An 18,974-nucleotide genomic window follows, 5' to 3' on the forward strand; every position below is an offset into this window, starting at 1 on the left:
GTAATACATTGTAATAAACACGGATCATCAGGAGCTCTATGAAAAAAACGGAAGCGGATACAGAGGTGCGCCGGACAACCACAAATAACCGGAAGCGGATCATGCTGATCTTTGCTATTTCGGCTGTGCTCTCGGTGCTGCTGATCGGACGGCTGACGTACCTCATGATATTTCGGTCGGCTTATTACAGTGAGAAGGCGGATGAACTTCACGAAAGAGAGAGGGCTATCAAGGCCGCCAGAGGTGAAATATACGATGCAAACGGCACCGTAATCGCTACAAACCGCACGGTCTGCACCATATCCGTCATACATAATCAGATCACGGACCCGGACCGGGTGGTGGAGGTGCTTTCAAAAGAATTGGGCATGGACGAGGATAAAGTCCGCACCAGCGTAGAAAAATATACTTCCAGAGAGGTAATCAAATCCAATGTGGACAAATCGGTAGGAGACAGCATAAGGCAGTATGCGCTTAACGGAGTGAAGGTGGATGAGGATTATAAACGGTATTACCCCTTTGACACGCTGGCCTCCAAAGTGCTCGGCTTCACCGGAAGCGACAACCAGGGTATTATCGGCCTGGAGGTCAAATATGAGGATGTCTTAAAGGGCATCGACGGACAGATCCTGACGCTGACCGATGCCAAGGGCATTGAGATTGACGGCGCGGCCGAAGGCAGGATTGAACCGGTCGCAGGCAACAATCTCTATCTGAGTCTGGATGTCAATATTCAGAAATATGCTGAACAGGCCGCTATGCAGGTGATGGAGCAGAAAAATGCCAAAGCGGTGTCCATCATCGTGATGAACCCGCAGAACGGCGAGATTATGGCCATGGTTAACGTTCCTGAATTTTCTTTAAATGACCCTTTTACGCTCAATTATGAACTTACGGAAGACGTGAGCGCCGAAGAGAAGCAGAATCTGCTTAATATGATGTGGAGAAACCGCTGCATTAACGACACCTATGAACCGGGCTCCACCTTTAAGATCGTGACCGCTTCCGCAGGTTTATCCGAAGGCGTGGTTTCGGTCAATGACCAATTTTACTGCCCGGGCTATAAGATCGTTGAGGACCGCCGCATCCGTTGCCACAAGGTATCGGGCCATGGGGCGGAAGATTTTGTACACGGAGCCATGAATTCCTGTAATCCCGTATTCATCGAAGTGGGGCTGCGTCTTGGCGTCTCTAATATGTATAAGTATTTCAACCAGTTCGGGCTGCTAAGTAAAACCGGCATCGATCTGCCCGGAGAAGCCTCCACCATCATGCATAAGCAGGATAATGTGGGAGAAGTGGAGTTGGCGACCATCTCCTTCGGGCAATCCTTCCAGATCACTCCGATACGGCTGCTCACAACGGCCAGCGCCGTAATAAACGGCGGCACACTGGTCACTCCTCATTTCGGAGTAAGAGTGGAAAGCGCGGACGGCAGCAAGGTGGAGACGCTGACCTATCCTGTCACGGAAGGGGCGGTGGATAAAAATGTTTCCGATACCATGCGCAGCATACTCGAGAAGGTAGTGGCGGAAGGTTCCGGAAAAAGGGCCTATATCCCGGGATATCATGTAGGAGGCAAGACGGCCACCTCAGAAAAGCTGCCCAGAAGCCTGAAGAACTATATCTCGTCGTTTTTAGGCTTTGCTCCGGCCACCGATCCCAAGGTCATAGCGCTGATCACCATCGACGAGCCTGAAGGGATCTATTACGGCGGTACGATCGCTGCCCCGGCTGTAAAATCCATCTTTGAAAACATCCTTCCCTATCTCGGCATAGAGGAAGACTATAGCGTGGAAGAGATCGCTGCCTATGAGATCGGCGATGTTATGATGGAAAACTATATGGGGATGGGGGTTTCCGATCTGAAGAAAAAGATCAGTGAAACCGACTTGGAGCCGATCTATCTCGGTGAAGGCGATTATGTTACAGATCAGTTTCCGCTGGAGGGCGAGCTGATAAAAAAAGACAGTACAGTTATATTCTACCTTGGGAATAAATAACAGGTGAAAAACTGCACGGTCCGAACTGGTATAAAATGGGTAAATACGTCGAAAAACCAAGGATTTCTAAGGTTGACGCTCCCAATAGAATGGATTATACTAATACAGTTAAAATGAAGTAAGGCCGGTTTACGGCCAAGGATACGAGGTGCCCTATGGTAAAAGATGTGATTTATGCAGTATTGATAGCTTTTGCGGTGAGTGCGCTGCTTTGCCCGATCATGATTCCGTTTCTTAAGAAGCTGAAATTTGGGCAGCAGGTGCGGGAAGACGGTCCGAAGGACCATCTGAAAAAGGCGGGGACTCCCACCATGGGCGGCCTTGTAATCTTGTGCGGAATTGCGGCGGCCTCTCTTTTTTTTGTCAAAGAGTATCCGCGCATCATTCCCGTGCTGTTTGTAATGGTGGGATTTGGGGTGGTCGGATTTCTGGATGACTACATCAAGATCGTGATGAAGCGTTCCGAGGGACTTAATCCCAAGCAGAAACTGCTGTGCCAGATACTGATTACCGGGGTTTTCTGCTATTATCTGATGACGACTCCGGGGCTTGGGACCGAGATACGGATACCGTTTATGCACGGTAAGACGGTGGATATCGGCTGGTGGTATGTGCCCCTTGTCTTTATCGGGGTTCTGGCCACGGATAACGGTGTAAACTTTACGGACGGACTGGACGGTCTGTGCTCCAGTGTAACTATGCTGGTAGCCGTGTTCTTCACCGTTGTGGCCATAGGTGAACACAGCGGTCTGGAACCGATTACAGCGGCAGTGGTGGGAAGCCTGCTGGGATTTCTGTTGTTTAATGTATACCCGGCCAGAGTGTTTATGGGCGATACCGGGTCCCTGGCGTTGGGCGGTTTTGTGTCTGCAACCGCATTCATGCTGAAGATGCCCCTGTTTATACTGATTGTGGGATTTATCTACTGTATAGAGATCCTTTCCGTCGTGCTGCAGGTGACCTATTTCAAACGCACCGGAGGGAAACGGCTGTTTCGGATGGCCCCGATCCATCACCACTTTGAGCTGTGCGGGTGGTCGGAAACGCGGGTGGTGGCGGTATTTTCCATCGTGACGGGTCTCTTGTGCCTGGTTGCATATCTGGCCCTGTAAGAAGAGGAGTCCCTTGACTGTCCGGCACTTCGCCGCTGCAAATATCTAAAATTATAGGAAAGAAATGTGCGCATTAAAATCCGCGTGCAGATGGGAGCATAACAATGGAATTTACAAAAAGCGTGATTGTGGCCGGGGCCGGCAAGAGCGGCATCGGGGCGGCAGAGCTTCTGCTAAAGACAGGTGCGGATGTCATTCTGTACGACTCCAATGTGAATCAGAGCCCGGACACGATAAGAGAGAAGATATCGGGTAAACCCGGACTTAAGATCGTGCTGGGAGGGCTTACGGATGAGATAATGGAAAGCGCTGAAGTCTGTGTGATCAGCCCGGGTATTTCCATGGATGCGGAATTTGTGAAAAAGATGCAGAGCCGCGGCCTGCCCATATGGAGCGAGATCGAATTGGCTTACCGCTTTGCGAAGGGAAAATTGGCGGCCATCACAGGCACGAACGGCAAGACCACCACGACGGCTCTCACGGGTGAAATAGTAAGGGCATGGAATGAGAATACCTTTGTAGTTGGAAATATCGGCGTAGCCTATACCTCACAGGCGCTTAAAACCGCGGATGATTCTGTGACTGTGGCGGAGGTGAGCAGCTTTCAGCTGGAGACCATCCGGCGGTTAAAGCCGGATGTGAGCGCTATATTAAACATCACCCCCGATCATTTGAACCGGCATAAGACGATGGAGGAATATATCCGTGTGAAAGAGAGCATCGCCGTCAATCAGAGTGAGAACGATACCTGTGTGCTTAATTACGAAGATGAGATATTAAGGGAGTTCGGCGGAGCGCTTAAGGCAAGGGTGCGCTATTTCAGCAGCGCCAGAGAACTCAAAGAAGGAGCTTTCCTTAGAGATGGGGAGATTATCTGCAGGGAGGATGGGGAAGAGATACGTGTCTGCCCTGTTTCGGAACTGAGGATAATCGGGAGACACAACTATGAAAACGCTATGGCGGCGGTGCTGATTGCCAGAGCGCTGTCGGTGCCGTTTGAAATCATCGCGGCAGTCCTCAAACAGTTCGCCCCGGTGGAGCACAGAATAGAGTTCGTGACGGAACGAGACGGTGTCCGCTATTATAACGATTCGAAAGGAACCAATCCTGATGCGGCTATCCAGGGCATCAAAGCCATGACACGGCCGACGGTTCTGATTGCGGGAGGATACGATAAGCAGTCGGAGTACGATGAATGGATCCTGTCCTTTAACGGAAATGTAAAACAGATGATTCTCTTAGGGCAGACCGCCGATAAGATTGAAGCGGCGGCAGCCAGGCTGGGATTTGTAAACTGTGTCCGCGCTTCTTCGATGGAAGAGGCGGTTGCGATGGCGTCAAGAGCCGCCGTACCGGGAGATGCGGTCCTTCTTTCGCCCGCCTGCGCCAGCTGGGGGATGTTCCCCAACTACGAGGAGAGGGGACGCATATTCAAAGAGTGTGTAAAAGCGCTGTAACTGTCAAAAGTACACCCTGTGGAACAAAAAACGAGGAGTGGAATGAATGGAAAGACGTCAGGGAAAACGGACAGAGAAAACCAGAAGATATTATGACTACAGCCTGCTTTTTATCATTATATTTCTGTCATGCTTCGGCTTGATTATGATCTACAGCAGCAGCGCCTATGTGGCGGAAATGAAATTCAGCGACGGCTCCATTCATTTTCTGAAACGCCAGGCACTTATTTCAGCGGCCAGTTTTGTGGTCATGTTGGTCATCTCCAAGATGAACTATCATTTTTTTGCGAAATTTGCGGTGCTGGGCTATGGCGCCGCGGTGCTTTGTATGATTCTGGTTAATTTCACACCTCTCGGAATAGAGAGAAACGGACAGAAGCGCTGGCTGGGCGTATCGGAGTCATTGAGCTTTCAGCCAACGGAGCTTGTAAAAGTTGCCGTGATCCTGGCGCTTGCCTGTCTGATCGTCTTATATGTCAAACGTAAGAAAATGGACGAATGGGGCACGATCTTTCTGATGGTCTTTGTGACCGCCGTACCCGGACTGCTTGTACTGATGAATAACTTAAGCTCCGGAATCATTATCCTGGGCATAGGGTTTACGATGGTGTTTGTGGCCAGCAGAAAGAAGCTTCGGTTTGCAGTTGTAGTGGGGCTGGGCGTTGTAGCGGTCATAGCGGCCCTGCAGCTGGGGGATAAGCTGGTGGAGATGGGAGTGCTGGAAAGCTATCAGCTGGACAGAATCCATGTGTGGAGGTCCCCGGAGAGCTATCCTCTGGAGGGCGGATATCAGGTGCTTCAGGGTCTGTATGCGATCGGATCGGGCGGCATATTCGGCAAAGGGTTAGGCAACAGCATCCAGAAGCTAAGCTTCGTGCCGGAAGCCCAGAACGATATGATTTTCTCCATCATTTGTGAGGAACTGGGGCTGTTCGGGGCTGCCTGTCTGATTCTGCTTTTCCTGTTCATGATATGGCGTTTCATGGTGATTGCCAACAATGCTCCCGACCTCTTGGGATCGATGATTGTTGTGGGGGTTATGGCGCATATTGCCATACAGGTCATTTTAAACATAGCGGTTATCACCAATACGATACCCAATACCGGCATCACGCTGCCGTTTATCAGTTACGGCGGCACGTCGGTACTTTTCCTTATGGTAGAGATGGGAATGGTTCTAAGCGTGTCCAACCAAATAAAGATAGAAAAATGAGAAAAACACGAAACCATTTATCGCAGTCTACATAGGATAACATAGGAAAGTTTTTGGAGGTAGCAGGTTGTCTACATTACAAATTCAAGGCGGGTATCCTTTGAGGGGCGAGATAAAGGTGCAGGGTTCCAAAAATGCGGTGCTGCCCATCATGGCAGCATCTCTTTTGCATAAAGGGGTTTCGGTGATAGAGAACGTGCCGTATATTGATGATGTACACAGTATGCGGGAGATACTGGAGGAACTGGGCGCGAAAACGAAACTGGAACAGCACTGCTTAAGCATTGATGCTTCGCAGCTTGGCACCACATCGATCCCTCTTAAAACGGTACAGAAGATGCGCTCATCCATCACGATTTTGGGAGCGCTGCTGGGAAGGGCAAACGAAGCGGTTACCTATTATCCCGGAGGATGTTCGATCGGTAAAAGGCCCATCGACCTGCACTTATCCGGTCTGGAAAAGCTGGGCGCCAGCGTGGAGGTGGAGGGAATAAAGATCCATGCATCCGCCGCCAGATTATCGGGAGCCGAAGTCAGTCTCATATTCCCCAGCGTAGGAGCTACGGAAAATATCATACTTGCCGCAGTTAAGGCAGAAGGTATGACTGTGATCCATGGCGCTGCGAAAGAGCCGGAAGTGGTGGAGATGTGCTGTTTTCTTCGCCGCATGGGAGCAAAGATTCAGGGGGACGGTACGGATACGGTGGCCGTATTCGGAGGCGCGCCGTTACATGATGTGGTTTACCGCGTTTCGGGTGACCGCATTGTGGCGGGAACCTATCTGGCAGCAGCTGCTGCGGCCGGCGGAGAAGTGACGGTTGCAGAGATATCTCCGGAGTTCATGTCCGGCATGGTAAAAGAGCTGGTATATGCCGGGTGCAGCGTGAGCCAGCGCATGGACAGCATAACCATATCCGCTCCGAAAAGGCTGCGGGCCATACCGTATATCAAGACTGCACCGTATCCTGGCTTCCCCACGGATATGCAGTCACAGTTTATGGCGGCGCTCATCAGTGCCGAAGGTGTCAGCGTGCTGGAGGAAACCATATTTGAAGACCGGTTTAAGACGGCCTTTGAGCTGCAGAAGATGGGAGCTGATATCAGACTGGAAGGCGGCACGGCCGTGATCACAGGCGTTAAGAGGCTCCAAGGTGCGGATGTGACCGCGAAAGATCTGCGGGGCGGTGCGGCGCTGGTGGTGGCTGCCCTCTCTGCGGAAGGTGAATCACGCATAGACGGCTGTGAATATATACAGCGGGGATATGAAGCGATAGACAGGGATTTGGTGCTCCTGGGAGGCAGGATACGGTGGTAAAATCAAAGAAGAGAAAAAAGAGTAAGAAGAAACTGCTGATAGCCTTGCTGCTCACATTTCTGGTGCTGGCCGCGTCAGCGGCCGCGGTGAGCAACATCACGATTACCGAGATGTCTGTGGAGGGCAACAAGCATTACACCAAAGAGGAAATCAGGGATATCCTATTCGGTACTGCGAAGGAGCGAAACACGCTGTATTGCTTTTTGAACCAGAAGTTCGGTGAACCGAAGGATATCCCCTTTGTAGACCGCTACGATATTGAATTCTCCGGCCTGAACCGCGTAGATGTCATCATCTATGAAAAGAGTGTGGTGGGCTATATCGAATACATGGGAAGCTATATGTATTTTGACCGGGACGGGATTATTGTGGAGAGCTCCAGTAAACCTACCGCGGGCATCCCTCTTGTAACCGGCCTGGATTTTGACCGGATCGTGCTCTACCGGGAACTGCCTGTCAAGAAAAAAGAGGTCTTTGATGAGATACTGACACTTACGCAGCTGTTCACAAAATACGATCTGAAGGTGGACAAGGTATACTTTGACAGCAGCTTAAACGTGGTGCTCTATATTGGCGAGATCAGAGTGCGCATGGGAAGCAATACACTTTTGGAGGGCAAGGTTGCGGAACTGCATGATATGCTGCCCCATATACAGGATAAAGGGCCTGGCACCCTGTATCTGGATGTCTATTCGGAATCGGCCATTGACCGCAATTACGTATTTGAAAAAGATGGTAATTAATTTGCGAAATTTCTAAAAAAAATGCAATCTAAAGGTTGATTATTTTGTTAAAATCAAATATGATAATAAGAAGGTAAAGCTGTCTATTATAATTCAGTATGAAACGCTGTTGGAAAAAGGAGGATTTTCCGTGCTTGAGATTAAAATAAATGAGTCAGAGGGCGCCGCTAAGATTATCGTGATCGGTGTGGGCGGTGCCGGCAACAATGCGGTGAACAGGATGATCGATGAAAACATCGGGGGGGTTGAGTTCATCGGTGTAAATACGGACAAGCAGGCTCTGCAGCTCTGCAAAGCGCCTACAGCCATTCAGATCGGCGAAAAGCTGACCAAGGGATTGGGAGCCGGTGCGAAGCCTGAAATCGGGCAGAAAGCGGCGGAAGAGAGCGCACAGGAACTGGAAGCCGCCATGAAGGGCGCGGACATGGTATTTGTTACCTGTGGTATGGGCGGCGGCACAGGAACCGGCGCTGCGCCTGTAATCGCAGGCCTGGCTAAGCACATGGGCATTCTTACGGTGGGTGTCGTGACCAAGCCGTTTCGTTTTGAAGCGAAGACACGCATGGCCAACGCTTTAAATGGCATTGACCGTTTAAAGGAAAGCGTGGATACTCTGATTGTGATTCCCAACGATAAGCTGCTGGAGATCGTGGACAGAAGGACAACCATGCCCGATGCATTAAAGAAAGCGGATGAAGTGCTGCAGCAGGCCGTACAGGGTATAACCGACCTGATCAACGTTCCTGCACTGATCAATCTGGACTTTGCCGATGTACAGACCGTTATGACGGACAAGGGTGTGGCTCATATCGGTATCGGAAAGGCCAAGGGAGACGATAAGGCGATTGAGGCTGTGAAGCAGGCTGTATCCAGCCCGCTGTTAGAGACCACCATCGAGGGCGCCAGCCATGTTATCATCAATATTTCCGGCGATATCGGACTCATGGAAGCCAACGAAGCGGCCAGCTATGTACAGGAACTGGCAGGGGATTCCGCCAATATTATTTTTGGTGCCAGATTCGATGATTCCGCTCAGGATGAAGCTACGATTACAGTTATCGCCACAGGACTGGAAATTTACGGAGAAAATTCTCCGGTGGCCAGCGCTATGGCAGGCTTTAATTTCAAATCTAAGGCAGCTGCGAAAACACCGACGCCCCAGGGCAGCGATGCGCCTGCGTTTTCCGTGCCGACACCGCAGCCGTATCAGGGCTCTCCTTATGTGAAATCCCCTGAGGTGGCCGGAGAGAAATCCATCAAGATACCGGAGTTCCTGCAGAAAACCAGAAAGTAACGTAACAGTTCAGACGGCGGGAAAAATAGTGCAAAAGCAGGCATGATTTCAGTCATGCCTGTTCTGTTTTTAGCAGCACATCTACGGGGATGAAGCCGATTTGGTGTGTATGCCATGATATTCCCCCGCGATTATGCTTTCGGATTAACCAATCCGCACAAATACAAATCTAGCCATTGACCGTGAGTATCCTTGGTGTGGCTTCGTTGGATTCCTTCAAGCAGCATTCCCAATTTTTGCATCAGACCGACAGATTTAACAGCATCTATCGTCTCAGCAAAAACTTTGTGAGCTTTTATCTCGGTGAAGGCATAGTCAATCACAGCCTTGCAGGATTCGTAAGCATAACCTTGCCGCCAAAATCTGCGATTGAAAATCCATCCTATTTCATATACACATTCGTCCGTTTCATGGAACAGAATGTAGCCAATCACCTTGCCACTATCCTTATGAACCGCTGCGACTGCGCCATTTCGACCAATACAGAAAGAGGATAGAAACTGCTCGGTTTTCTCAAAATCATACGCCGGTTCGCAGTTAGTCATTGTTTGGTCATCACCAAGAATTTCGTACAAATCATCAGCGTCATCTGCTGTAAAGCTGCGAATCATCATGCGTTCGGTTTCTATGTAAACAGCCATTTTTATATCCTCGTCTTCTACAAAGTCATATAAGCGGTCTTCAAAACCTATCGATTCATAAAGGCTTATGGCGGCGGTGTCGTCATTCTTTTTCATGATATGAAAAAAACCCTTGATATACAAGGGTTTCAAGTGAGAGCTGACGAGCGGACTCGAACCGCCGACCTCTTCATTACCAATGAAGTGCGCTACCGCCTGTGCCACGTCAGCAACTTGTTTTACATCTCACAAGTCATAATTCTAGCATAAGTGTCCGTCGCTGTCAACAACAAAATTAATTTTCAGATCACCGATTTTTTTGGTGGAAATGCCATATGAAATGACTGCATCTTTTACTTGCATTCTGCCGTTGTTTCGGATATAATCTTATGTATAAAATCATTGATAATAAAAATAGTATCTATGAAAAGAAACGGAGGGGTTGCAGTGACTGCATCTGCGCTGGAGGAGGTTTTGGCTGTTTTTCAAAAGAACGGTCCGGTGCTAAAGGCGTCAGAGTTAAAACTTCATGGGATCGGCAGCCGTGATCTGATTTTGCTGCAGAAAGAGGGGCTGATCCGAAAGATAAGAACCGGCTATTATATCTGGGCGGCGGATAAGGAGAGACCGGACAGGCTGGAGCTGGTTCAGATGCTGATCCCGGAGGGCGTGATCAGCATCCATTCAGCCGCCGCCATCCATCGGCTGTCTTTTGCCAAGAAAGATACGGTGGCCGTTACGATTCCCGCCAGCCGCATGAAACCGGTGCTTCCAGCTGACCTGCAGGTTGAACTCTTTTATACTTCGGACTCCAGCCACATGGAGGGGGTACTGGAATACCCGTATCCTCACGGCAAGGTGAAGGTCACCGGGCCGGAGAGAACGGTATGCGACTATTTCCGGTATATAAAGAGAACGGGCAGCGAGAATGCCATGGATGTGCTGAAAACATATATGGAGGACAATAACCGTGATCTGAAACGGCTGATTTCATATGCACAGCGGCTTCGGGTGCGCAGATACATTGAACCGTATGTGGAGGCCCTGAAATAAAGCTGTCGCATTCGGGAATACTACTAGGAGGAGATCAATATGAGCGAATTGGAGAAGCTGTATCTGATATGGAATGAGAGTGAATCCACGGATGGCGCGGAGATTATGGAAACCTGGGAGAAGATAGAGGATCTGATGAGAGATACTGTTCCGGAACAGGCACAGGACGATCTGGAGAGCCTGATCATGCGGTACGGGGCTTGTTATGAAGAGCAGGGCTTTCTCGGAGGCTTTATAAAGGCCACAGCGATATGGAGGGAGTGCGCCTAAGACCGCCCGGGCATTAGACTGCCCGGACGGCTGCCGGCCTATTCAAACCGTACAATTTCCTTTTTCAGGCGCTTGATAATTTTCTTTTCAAGCCTCGATATGTAAGATTGAGAGATTCCCAGCAGATCGGCTACCTCTTTTTGGGTCATTTCTTTCCCGTCTTCGGAGTGCAGGCCGAAGCGCAGCTCCACAATCTTCTTTTCACGTGCGGTCAGCAGGCTGATGGCGTTGTTGAGGAGCTTCTTTTCGATTTCATCTTCAATGTCCTTGTAGATGACGTCCTCATCGGTGCCCAGGATGTCCGACAGCAGCAGTTCGTTGCCGTCCCAGTCCACATTCAGGGGTTCGTCGATGGAGACCTCCATTTTCGTTTTGTTATTTCTGCGCAGATACATTAGGATTTCGTTTTCAATGCATCTGCTGGCATAGGTCGCCAGCTTGATGTTCTTAGAGCTGTTGAAGGTATTGATGGCCTTGATGAGTCCGATGGTTCCTATGGAGATCAGATCTTCTACCCCTACGCCGGTATTGTCAAATTTTTTGGCGATGTAGACCACCAGCCTTAAATTGTGCTCGATCAGGACGGATTTAGCCTCTTTCTCGTCCTGGGTGCCGAGTTTTGCGATTTCTTCTGCTTCCTGCTCCATATCCAGAGGTGCCGGCAGTACATCGCTCCCGCCGATATAATGAATTTCGCCCTTTTCGGCAAAAATCAGGTTGCGGAAGCTGGGTTTTATCTTAAATTGAAAGCGGCTGGGTACGGAAACTTTAATAATCATGGATAAATCCTCCTGTTGTTTTTCTCCTGTTTTGTTGCATGTAAGCAAGTCTTAAAATCACCGGCAGCTGACCCTTAGCGCCGGTATTACAGCAAAGACCGGATGTCCGGATGCAGGATAATCTGGTACTGCCCATTTGTGCATAGACTGCCCTTAGACAGTCCGATTACCGGGGATGTAACAGTGTGTTCATATCCATTTTGCCGGAGGGTCATCTTTTCTATTACAAGGCCCATGATCATGCCGTTATCTTTTCCAAGAGAGCGAAAAGGGATCATGCGCAGATTCTGTTCCTCCAGGTTCAGGGAGGACAATAGCGAATGGCATGCATCATATGACAGAATGTGCACGGGTTCGTGGGAAACGGGAGTATAGAGACGGTTCCCGGTATCCATCAGCCCTTTCAGACAGACATTTTTGCCATGGTGCCATAGTTCAACATCGTAAATCATCTGCTCATCTCTGCGATACCGGCGAAACAGCCGCAATCCTGTATAAAGGATCAGAAAAGCGGCTGTCAGGAATAATGCCAGCTGGTATGCGGGCATAACCGCTGACTGCATAGCACGTCCCGCCGGTGTGCGGTAATAAAAGACGTTTACCAGTCCCCCGGCCGCCGAAGCGCACAGATAAAAGCAGCCGGCAGCGGACAAGATCTCCCGGATTTTTTTCAGCCGAAATGCCGTCATAGTCATGAGCATAGCCGCCAGAAATGACAGCAGAGCTTCCAGCCACCAAAAGGGAAGAGACAGCAGAACAGCCGTGCAGGCCCAGAGCCCGCCTATGGCTGCGCCCGTCAGGAGCCGCCTAAGAGAGGCCTGTCTGCCGAGCAGCCTTTTCGTGAGCAGAAGCACGATCAGATCCAGCAGGAAATTTACAAAAAATAAAACATCTATGTACAGAACCGGTATCGTAACCCTGACCTCACCTCCCCTTCAAAGTTCATGCACATAATTATAGCGGATTTGAATATAATTTTTTGTAAAAAAAGAGGAGCATGACAGTCTTTTTCGGCGCAAAAACAGTCCTCCTCCGACATAAAACGCCTTCCTTCGTTCCCTGCGGTCTGTTACCCAGCAGAAAAACCGATGTTTACAATCAGGAAAAGTATGGTATAATATCGACAGATAACCCGCGCTGATTTTCGTCTGCGGAGCAGACAATTGCCATAGAAAATCAAACTTAAGGAGAACCATTTCCATGGAAAATGAAAAAAGCAAAAATTTTATCGAGCAAATCATCGACAAAGATTTAGAGGAAGGCCGTTTTGACCATGTACAGACCAGATTCCCTCCGGAACCCAACGGCTATCTGCATATCGGCCATGCCAAATCGATCCTTTTAAACTACGGCCTTTCACAGGAATACGGCGGCAAGTTCAACTTAAGATTTGATGATACCAATCCGACGAAAGAAAAGTCTGAGTTTGTCGATTCTATTAAAGCGGATGTCGAATGGCTGGGAGCGGATTATGAAGACCGTCTGTTCTTTGCCTCTGATTATTTTGACCAGATGTATGAGTGTGCGGTCAAACTCATCAAAAAAGGTAAGGCCTTTGTCTGTGACCTGACGGCAGAACAGATCAGGGAATACCGCGGCACCCTTACAGAGCCCGGCAAGGAGAGCCCTTACCGCAGCCGCAGCATTGAGGAGAATCTGGAACTGTTCGAGAATATGAAGAACGGCATGTATGAGGACGGTTCCAAGGTTTTGAGAGCAAAAATCGATATGTCCTCTCCTAATATAAATATGAGAGATCCGGTCATTTACCGTGTTGCCCATATGTCCCATCACAATACCGGAGACAAATGGTGCATTTACCCTATGTACGATTTCGCCCATCCGATCGAGGATGCGATTGAGCATATCACCCATTCCATCTGTACGCTGGAGTTTGAGGATCACCGTCCGCTCTATGACTGGGTGGTGAGAGAGTGTGAATTCGAGCAGCCGCCGCGTCAGATTGAATTTGCCAAAATGTATCTGAAAAATGTGGTTACAGGCAAGCGGTATATTAAGAAACTGGTGGAGGACGGCATTGTGGACGGCTGGGATGATCCCCGCCTTGTATCCATCAGCGGTCTGCGCCGCCGCGGCTATACTCCGGAATCCATCCGCAAGTTTGTGGAGCTGGCAGGCGTATCCAAAGCGCAGAGTACCTGTGATTATGCTATGCTGGAATACTGTATCAGAGAGGATTTAAAGCTCAAGGAGCCTAGAGTGATGGCTGTGCTCAATCCTCTGAAGATGATCATCGACAATTATCCGGAGGATCAGGTGGAGTATTTCGATGTGCCCAATAATCCCGAGAATGAGGCGCTGGGCTCCAGAAAGGTGCCGTTCTGCCGGGAGCTCTATATTGAAAGAGAAGATTTCATGGAAGAGCCCGTTAAGAAATATTTCCGCATGTTTCCGGGCAATGAAGTGCGCCTGATGAACGCATATTTTGTGACCTGCAATAGTTTTGAAAAAGATGAAGAAGGCAATGTGACTCTGCTGCATTGCACCTATGATCCGGAAACCAGAAGCGGCAGCGGATTTACCGGAAGGAAAGTAAAGGGAACCATCCATTGGGTTGCTGCGCCTTTTGCCATCCGCGGGGAAGCGAGACTGTATGAAAATATCGTGGATGAGGAGAAGGGTGTATATGATGAGGAAGGCAATCTGAATTTAAATCCCAACTCTTTAATCCGCATGATGGAATGCTGCGTTGAACCCTCCCTGAAAGATGCAAAGGCTTTCGACAGATTCCAGTTTGTGCGCAACGGCTATTTCTGTGTGGATTGCCGGGATTCTTCGCCGGAGCATCCTGTATACAACCGGATTGTATCCCTGAAGAGCTCCTTCAACCCGAAATAGCAGGGAGTGAGATATAACAGAAACATAGGACAGGGGGATTATCCCCCTGTCCTGTTTTCCTCATTCAATAGGAAAATTCTTTCTTAAAAAGGACTATGAGATGTATGAATTGGCGATACCTATAAAAGAAGACAGCCGGATTCCCCTCTATGAGCAGATCTATGAATACATAAAACGAGAGATCAAAGAAAAACGGATACCTGCCGGCGACCGCCTGCCGTCCACAAGGGCATTGGCATCGCAGCTGGGCATAAGCAGGAGCACCGCGCAGCTGGCGTATGAGCAGCTTTTGTCCGAAGGTTATATGGAATCCCGGCCCTGCAAAGGATATTATGCAGCATCGCTGGAAGGCCTGGTGGAACTGCTGCCTGTTACAGAGCAAAGACAAAAACCGGCCGGAAATAAAGAAAAGCATTACCGGTATGACTTTTCCTACAGAGGCATCGACTGGGACAAATTTCCTTTTGGCATCTGGAGAAAATTAAACAGAGAGATCCTCGTGAATGACAATAAGGATCTGTTTGCAACCGGTGATCCAAAAGGAGAAGAAGAGTTCAGGCGTGCCATCAGCAGCTATCTGCACGCGGCCAGAGGGGTAAACTGCCTGTCGGAGCAAATTCTGGTGGGGGCCGGAAGCGAATATCTGCTGATGCTGTTAAGCCGTATACTGGGCTCGGACAAGTGTGTTGCGATGGAAAATCCGACATACCGCCAGGCATTTAAGGTGTTATGCAGCTTGGGCCATCCGGTGGTGCCGGTGGAGATGGATAAGAGCGGGCTGTCCGTAGACCGGCTGGAAAAAAGCGGCGCAGATATCGCCTATGTGATGCCGAGCCATCAGTATCCCACCGGTATCGTCATGCCGATCAAGAGGCGGATGGAGCTGCTGGCCTGGGCGGCGGCCCGTGAAGGGCGGTATGTGATTGAAGATGATTACGACAGTGAGTTCCGCTACAGGGGAAAGCCAATTCCTTCCCTTCAGGGATCCGATCCGTCAGATCATGTCATATATATAGGGACCTTTTCGCGTTCCATCGCGCCCGCAATCCGTATCAGCTATATGGTGCTGCCCAAAAACCTTCTGAATATTTATGAGAGGGATTTTGGCTTCTTTTCATCCACCGTGTCCAGGATCGATCAGAAACTGCTGGGACGTTTCCTGGCGGAAGGCGGCTTTGAACGGCATTTAAACCGGATGAGAAGTATATATAAAAACAAGCACGATGCGCTGCTGGAAGCGCTGGAGGCATTGGAAGATGAATTCTGGATCAGCGGAGAGCACGCGGGTGTGCATGTGCTTCTAAGATCCAAAAGGGGTGTGCCGGAATCGCAGCTGATCGCATCGGCTGCAGAACGCGGCGTCAAGGTGTACGGCCTGTCAGATCTCTTTATCGGAGAACCTCTGGGGGCCTATGCGTCTACGGTGATGCTTGGATATGTGAATCTGCAGTCGGAGCAGATTTATGCCGGTGTGGAGGAGCTGAAAAAAGCCTGGTGCCGGTAAATGCCGTTTGCGCGGCCCGCCGCAGGAGGAGAAAATCGGAAATGAGAATATGGAGGCAGACAGATGGAATTTGGAAAAGAAAAGATATATACGATCCCTGTAAACGATGCGTTTCAGGAGGATTCGGAATGCCCCTTCTGCGCCATGGAGCGCAAGCTGGAGGAAGATGCGATCGCATTTACGCTGGGGCCAAGCTATATGGAAGACGATGTGAGGGCTATGACGGATGAGGCAGGATTCTGCAAGCCCCATATGCGCATGCTTCTGGCACAGGAAAACAAGTTGGGGCTGGCGCTGATGCTGTCCACACATTTAAAAAAGACCAACAAGGATATTAAGGCGCTGCAGAAACATTCTCCTAAGGCATCCGGCCTGTTTAAAAAAAATGAGGAATCCCCGTTGGAGGCCTATCTGGATAAGGTGGGAAATTCCTGCTTTATCTGCCGCCGGATCGAAGGGTTTCTGGAGAAGTTTTTTGATACGGTATTTTACATGTGGAAGAGTGATCCCGTATTCAGAGATAATTTCAAGAACTGCAAGGGATTCTGCATGGAGCATTATAGCCGTCTGTTAAAGACGGCGGATAAAAGACTTAGGGGCAAGGAGCTGGAAGAGTTCTGCCAGCTGGCCGGAGAACTCTACATCAGAAATATGGAACGTGTGGAGGAGGATGTCAACTGGTTTATCAATAAATTTGATTACCGCTATAAAGATGAACCATGGAAAAATGCCAAGGACGCCATACCGAGAGCGGTAACAAAGGTAAACAGCATCCTCGATAAGCAGTAGTGCTCGGTAAAAAAAGATGCCGCAGCTTATGCCGGCGATTCGGCATAAGCTGCGGCTCGTTTTTACAGCTCTTTTATACTGTCGGCTAAATCTTCCACGGTATCCTTGGCTTTTTCAGCAAGATCCTCTGCTTTTTCACCGGCTGCTTCTGCAGCATTTTCTGCTTTTTCTGCCACGGTATGTGCGGCATCCTCAGCTTTTTTTGCTGCGGTATCAGCGAGATCCTCTGCTTTCTTCGCAGCCTTGCTGGCGCCGTCTTTTACAGCTTCCTTCGCATCATCCGCGAAATCCTCAAAATCGTCTTCGAAATCATCGAAATCATCGTTCATCTCTTCTTTAAAACGTTTGGATTTTAAAAAGTATGTGATACCTGCCGTTGCAGCGGCAGCGCCGGCGATAAATGCTACCAGTTTGCCCATTTTTTTTGCCATGTTATTATCTCCTTCCACCATTGGTCTGTTGGTTATGGTTTCTCTCTATAGTATTTTACTCTTTTGTCTATTGTAATACGCACATATAAAAAAGAAAAGGCCTAGAATATTAAATTTTTCATAACTATTCATAGATTATTTGGGTATTCTATGATAAAGTCTAATGGAAAACGGATATTGTATCAAGGAGCATGGAATGTTATGGATAAAAAAATAGTTTTTTTTGATATTGACGGAACGCTGTACGATCTTGCTAACGGAATACCGGTGCCGGAGAGCACCAGGGCCGCGATTTCCGGCATGCAGAAAAACGGTCATCTGGCGGTGCTGTGTACCGGAAGAACTATTTCGGAGCTTGAGCCCGAGCTGTGTGAGATCCGATTTGACGGCATCATATCCGGCTGCGGAACCTATATAGAATACAGAGAAAAAGAGCTGTTTTATGAAACCGTGGACAATGAGATATTCCGCCGGGTGGTGGAGAGTTCGAGAGCACATCATGCGCTGCCTTTTCTGGAAGGGCGCTATCACGTGTATTTTGATCCGGCCGGAGAGGACGCGGAGGCGCGTCAGATCAGCCGGGATTATGAAACACTTGTGGCTGAGCGCGTGCGGCCGATCAGGGGGCAGGAGTGGGAGGCCAGCAAGGTGACGATACAGCTTCGGAAGGGCCGAATGGGGGAAAAGGAACAGCTGATGAGGGAGATTGCGGCCGATCTGGACGTGATTGATCACGGACATGCGCTGGAGTGCGTGCCAAGAGGATTCTCCAAGGCTTCCGGCATAGCGTTTCTGATTGAACAGCTGGGCATTAAACGTGAGAATACATACGCCTTTGGCGACAGTGCCAACGATAAAGAGATGCTGGCATTTGTGGAATATGGGATTGCGATGGGCAACAGTTCGGAGGAAATTCTTTCGATCAGCAGGTACCGCACGGACTGCCTCACAGAGGATGGCATTTACAATGCCTGCCGAAGATTTGGTCTGATCGGATGAACAGAGCATTTACTCAAATAATAGGAAAAAACAAGGTAAAAACAAAAAAAGAGAGAAATATTGAAAAAAGTGCACAAAATCGGGTAAAATAGAGAAAATAAGAGCGTTGCAATTCGCCGGCAATTTTACTAATATATAACCAGTCGTTAGCACTCAACCATTATGAGTGCTAATAATTGCAGAAGGAGGAATCTTAAATGAAATTAGTACCGTTGGGTGACAAAGTTATCTTAAAGCAGGTTGAAGCAGAAGTAACAACAAAGTCCGGACTGGTATTGACCGGAGCATCAAAAGAAAAACCGCAGCAGGCGGAAGTAATCGCAGTGGGACCTGGTGGAATGGTAGACGGAAAAGAAGTTACCATGATGGTAAAACCGGGAGATGTAGTTATTTATTCCAAATATGCAGGAACAGAAGTAAAGCTTGAGGATGAGGAATACATCGTAGTTAAGCAGAATGATATCGTAGCAATCGTTGAGAAATAATTATAGCGCTTATAGCTCATTAATTCACATAATCAGGAGGTAATTGAA

At 49.1% G+C, this 18,974-nt stretch carries 18 protein-coding genes and 1 tRNA gene; 14 read left to right on the top strand and 5 right to left on the bottom strand.

The features are described 5' to 3' along the window. Positions 1-38: 38 nt before the first annotated feature. The 7 genes from DWZ56_RS02635 to ftsZ all read left to right on the top strand — a co-directional run bounded on the left by DWZ56_RS02635 (position 39) and on the right by ftsZ (position 9,137). On the top strand, positions 39-2,003 hold the full coding sequence (locus DWZ56_RS02635; protein WP_118554849.1) for a penicillin-binding transpeptidase domain-containing protein: 1,965 nt from the start codon (positions 39-41) through the stop codon (positions 2,001-2,003). A 155-nt stretch (positions 2,004-2,158) separates the two neighbouring features. Then, positions 2,159-3,115: a phospho-N-acetylmuramoyl-pentapeptide-transferase gene (mraY, locus tag DWZ56_RS02640; protein WP_118554850.1), complete on the top strand. Its 957-nt coding sequence runs from the start codon at positions 2,159-2,161 to the stop codon at positions 3,113-3,115. Between the two features lie 104 nt (positions 3,116-3,219). Continuing rightward, complete coding sequence (gene murD / locus DWZ56_RS02645; protein WP_118554851.1) at positions 3,220-4,572, top strand: UDP-N-acetylmuramoyl-L-alanine--D-glutamate ligase; 1,353 nt, start codon at positions 3,220-3,222, stop codon at positions 4,570-4,572. Between the two features lie 46 nt (positions 4,573-4,618). Next, positions 4,619-5,785, top strand: a complete 1,167-nt coding sequence (locus DWZ56_RS02650) for an FtsW/RodA/SpoVE family cell cycle protein (RefSeq protein WP_118554852.1) — start codon at positions 4,619-4,621, stop codon at positions 5,783-5,785. Positions 5,786-5,852: 67 nt separating this feature from the next. Continuing rightward, complete coding sequence (gene murA / locus DWZ56_RS02655; protein WP_118554853.1) at positions 5,853-7,100, top strand: UDP-N-acetylglucosamine 1-carboxyvinyltransferase; 1,248 nt, start codon at positions 5,853-5,855, stop codon at positions 7,098-7,100. Beyond that, positions 7,094-7,843, top strand: coding sequence for a cell division protein FtsQ/DivIB (locus DWZ56_RS02660; RefSeq protein WP_118554854.1), 750 nt, complete (start codon positions 7,094-7,096; stop codon positions 7,841-7,843). The genes murA and DWZ56_RS02660 overlap by 7 nt, the downstream gene beginning before the upstream one ends. A 130-nt stretch (positions 7,844-7,973) precedes the next feature. After that, the gene (gene ftsZ / locus DWZ56_RS02665; RefSeq protein ID WP_118554855.1) at positions 7,974-9,137 is read left to right on the top strand and encodes a cell division protein FtsZ; all 1,164 of its coding nucleotides are present in this window, start codon (positions 7,974-7,976) and stop codon (positions 9,135-9,137) included. Between the two features lie 131 nt (positions 9,138-9,268). On the opposite strand, the gene DWZ56_RS02670 is transcribed toward ftsZ, so the two are convergent. After that, positions 9,269-9,874 (bottom strand): GNAT family N-acetyltransferase, encoded by a 606-nt coding sequence (locus DWZ56_RS02670; RefSeq protein ID WP_147369373.1) that lies wholly within the window; start codon positions 9,872-9,874, stop codon positions 9,269-9,271. Between the two features lie 41 nt (positions 9,875-9,915). Next, positions 9,916-9,988: transfer RNA gene (locus tag DWZ56_RS02675), tRNA-Thr, on the bottom strand. 216 nt (positions 9,989-10,204) lie between these two features. Here DWZ56_RS02675 and DWZ56_RS02680 point away from each other — a divergent pair. Beyond that, a complete protein-coding gene (locus DWZ56_RS02680; protein WP_118554857.1) occupies positions 10,205-10,810 on the top strand; it encodes a type IV toxin-antitoxin system AbiEi family antitoxin domain-containing protein in 606 nt (201 codons plus the stop codon). Positions 10,811-10,849: 39 nt separating this feature from the next. After that, positions 10,850-11,080, top strand: coding sequence for a hypothetical protein (locus DWZ56_RS02685; RefSeq protein WP_118554858.1), 231 nt, complete (start codon positions 10,850-10,852; stop codon positions 11,078-11,080). A 38-nt stretch (positions 11,081-11,118) separates the two neighbouring features. On the opposite strand, the gene sigE is transcribed toward DWZ56_RS02685, so the two are convergent. Together sigE and DWZ56_RS02695 are read right to left on the bottom strand one after the other, a co-directional pair. Further along, positions 11,119-11,859, bottom strand: a complete 741-nt coding sequence (sigE, locus tag DWZ56_RS02690) for an RNA polymerase sporulation sigma factor SigE (RefSeq protein ID WP_118554859.1) — start codon at positions 11,857-11,859, stop codon at positions 11,119-11,121. 86 nt (positions 11,860-11,945) lie between these two features. Continuing rightward, positions 11,946-12,770 carry a sigma-E processing peptidase SpoIIGA gene (locus DWZ56_RS02695; RefSeq protein ID WP_118554860.1) on the bottom strand — a complete coding sequence of 275 codons (825 nt, stop codon included), beginning with the start codon at positions 12,768-12,770 and terminating at the stop codon, positions 11,946-11,948. A gap of 289 nt (positions 12,771-13,059) precedes the next feature. On the opposite strand from DWZ56_RS02695, the gene DWZ56_RS02700 reads away from it, so the two are divergent. From DWZ56_RS02700 to DWZ56_RS02710, 3 genes are all read left to right on the top strand, one after another. After that, the gene (locus DWZ56_RS02700; RefSeq protein WP_118554861.1) at positions 13,060-14,718 is read left to right on the top strand and encodes a glutamine--tRNA ligase/YqeY domain fusion protein; all 1,659 of its coding nucleotides are present in this window, start codon (positions 13,060-13,062) and stop codon (positions 14,716-14,718) included. A gap of 100 nt (positions 14,719-14,818) precedes the next feature. Beyond that, on the top strand, positions 14,819-16,222 hold the full coding sequence (gene pdxR, locus DWZ56_RS02705; protein WP_118554862.1) for a MocR-like pyridoxine biosynthesis transcription factor PdxR: 1,404 nt from the start codon (positions 14,819-14,821) through the stop codon (positions 16,220-16,222). A 63-nt stretch (positions 16,223-16,285) separates the two neighbouring features. Next, on the top strand, positions 16,286-17,011 hold the full coding sequence (locus DWZ56_RS02710; protein ID WP_118554863.1) for a DUF6062 family protein: 726 nt from the start codon (positions 16,286-16,288) through the stop codon (positions 17,009-17,011). Positions 17,012-17,073: 62 nt separating this feature from the next. On the opposite strand, the gene DWZ56_RS22600 is transcribed toward DWZ56_RS02710, so the two are convergent. Further along, positions 17,074-17,442 (bottom strand): hypothetical protein, encoded by a 369-nt coding sequence (locus DWZ56_RS22600; RefSeq protein WP_147369374.1) that lies wholly within the window; start codon positions 17,440-17,442, stop codon positions 17,074-17,076. Between the two features lie 201 nt (positions 17,443-17,643). Here DWZ56_RS22600 and DWZ56_RS02720 point away from each other — a divergent pair, with 201 nt between their 5' ends. Both DWZ56_RS02720 and DWZ56_RS02725 read left to right on the top strand, forming a co-directional pair. Beyond that, positions 17,644-18,441, top strand: a complete 798-nt coding sequence (locus DWZ56_RS02720) for a Cof-type HAD-IIB family hydrolase (RefSeq protein WP_158584413.1) — start codon at positions 17,644-17,646, stop codon at positions 18,439-18,441. A 197-nt stretch (positions 18,442-18,638) separates the two neighbouring features. Further along, positions 18,639-18,926 (top strand): co-chaperone GroES, encoded by a 288-nt coding sequence (locus DWZ56_RS02725; protein WP_118554866.1) that lies wholly within the window; start codon positions 18,639-18,641, stop codon positions 18,924-18,926. Positions 18,927-18,974 lie beyond the last annotated feature (48 nt).

The sequence above is a fragment of the Lachnotalea sp. AF33-28 genome, from assembly GCF_003477885.1.
Lineage (GTDB): Bacteria > Bacillota > Clostridia > Lachnospirales > Lachnospiraceae > AF33-28.

What these genes read in the sequence shown, in the direction of transcription:
- DWZ56_RS02635 (WP_118554849.1), top strand. Translation starts at nt 39, where the DNA reads ATGAAAAAAACGGAAGCGGATACAGAGGTGCGCCGGACAACCACAAAT.
- mraY (WP_118554850.1), top strand. Translation starts at nt 2,159, where the DNA reads ATGGTAAAAGATGTGATTTATGCAGTATTGATAGCTTTTGCGGTGAGT.
- murD (WP_118554851.1), top strand. Translation starts at nt 3,220, where the DNA reads ATGGAATTTACAAAAAGCGTGATTGTGGCCGGGGCCGGCAAGAGCGGC.
- DWZ56_RS02650 (WP_118554852.1), top strand. Translation starts at nt 4,619, where the DNA reads ATGGAAAGACGTCAGGGAAAACGGACAGAGAAAACCAGAAGATATTAT.
- DWZ56_RS02670 (WP_147369373.1), bottom strand. Translation starts at nt 9,874, where the DNA reads ATGAAAAAGAATGACGACACCGCCGCCATAAGCCTTTATGAATCGATA.
- DWZ56_RS02685 (WP_118554858.1), top strand. Translation starts at nt 10,850, where the DNA reads ATGAGCGAATTGGAGAAGCTGTATCTGATATGGAATGAGAGTGAATCC.
- sigE (WP_118554859.1), bottom strand. Translation starts at nt 11,859, where the DNA reads ATGATTATTAAAGTTTCCGTACCCAGCCGCTTTCAATTTAAGATAAAA.
- DWZ56_RS02700 (WP_118554861.1), top strand. Translation starts at nt 13,060, where the DNA reads ATGGAAAATGAAAAAAGCAAAAATTTTATCGAGCAAATCATCGACAAA.
- pdxR (WP_118554862.1), top strand. Translation starts at nt 14,819, where the DNA reads ATGTATGAATTGGCGATACCTATAAAAGAAGACAGCCGGATTCCCCTC.
- DWZ56_RS02710 (WP_118554863.1), top strand. Translation starts at nt 16,286, where the DNA reads ATGGAATTTGGAAAAGAAAAGATATATACGATCCCTGTAAACGATGCG.
- DWZ56_RS22600 (WP_147369374.1), bottom strand. Translation starts at nt 17,442, where the DNA reads ATGGCAAAAAAAATGGGCAAACTGGTAGCATTTATCGCCGGCGCTGCC.
- DWZ56_RS02720 (WP_158584413.1), top strand. Translation starts at nt 17,644, where the DNA reads ATGGATAAAAAAATAGTTTTTTTTGATATTGACGGAACGCTGTACGAT.
- DWZ56_RS02725 (WP_118554866.1), top strand. Translation starts at nt 18,639, where the DNA reads ATGAAATTAGTACCGTTGGGTGACAAAGTTATCTTAAAGCAGGTTGAA.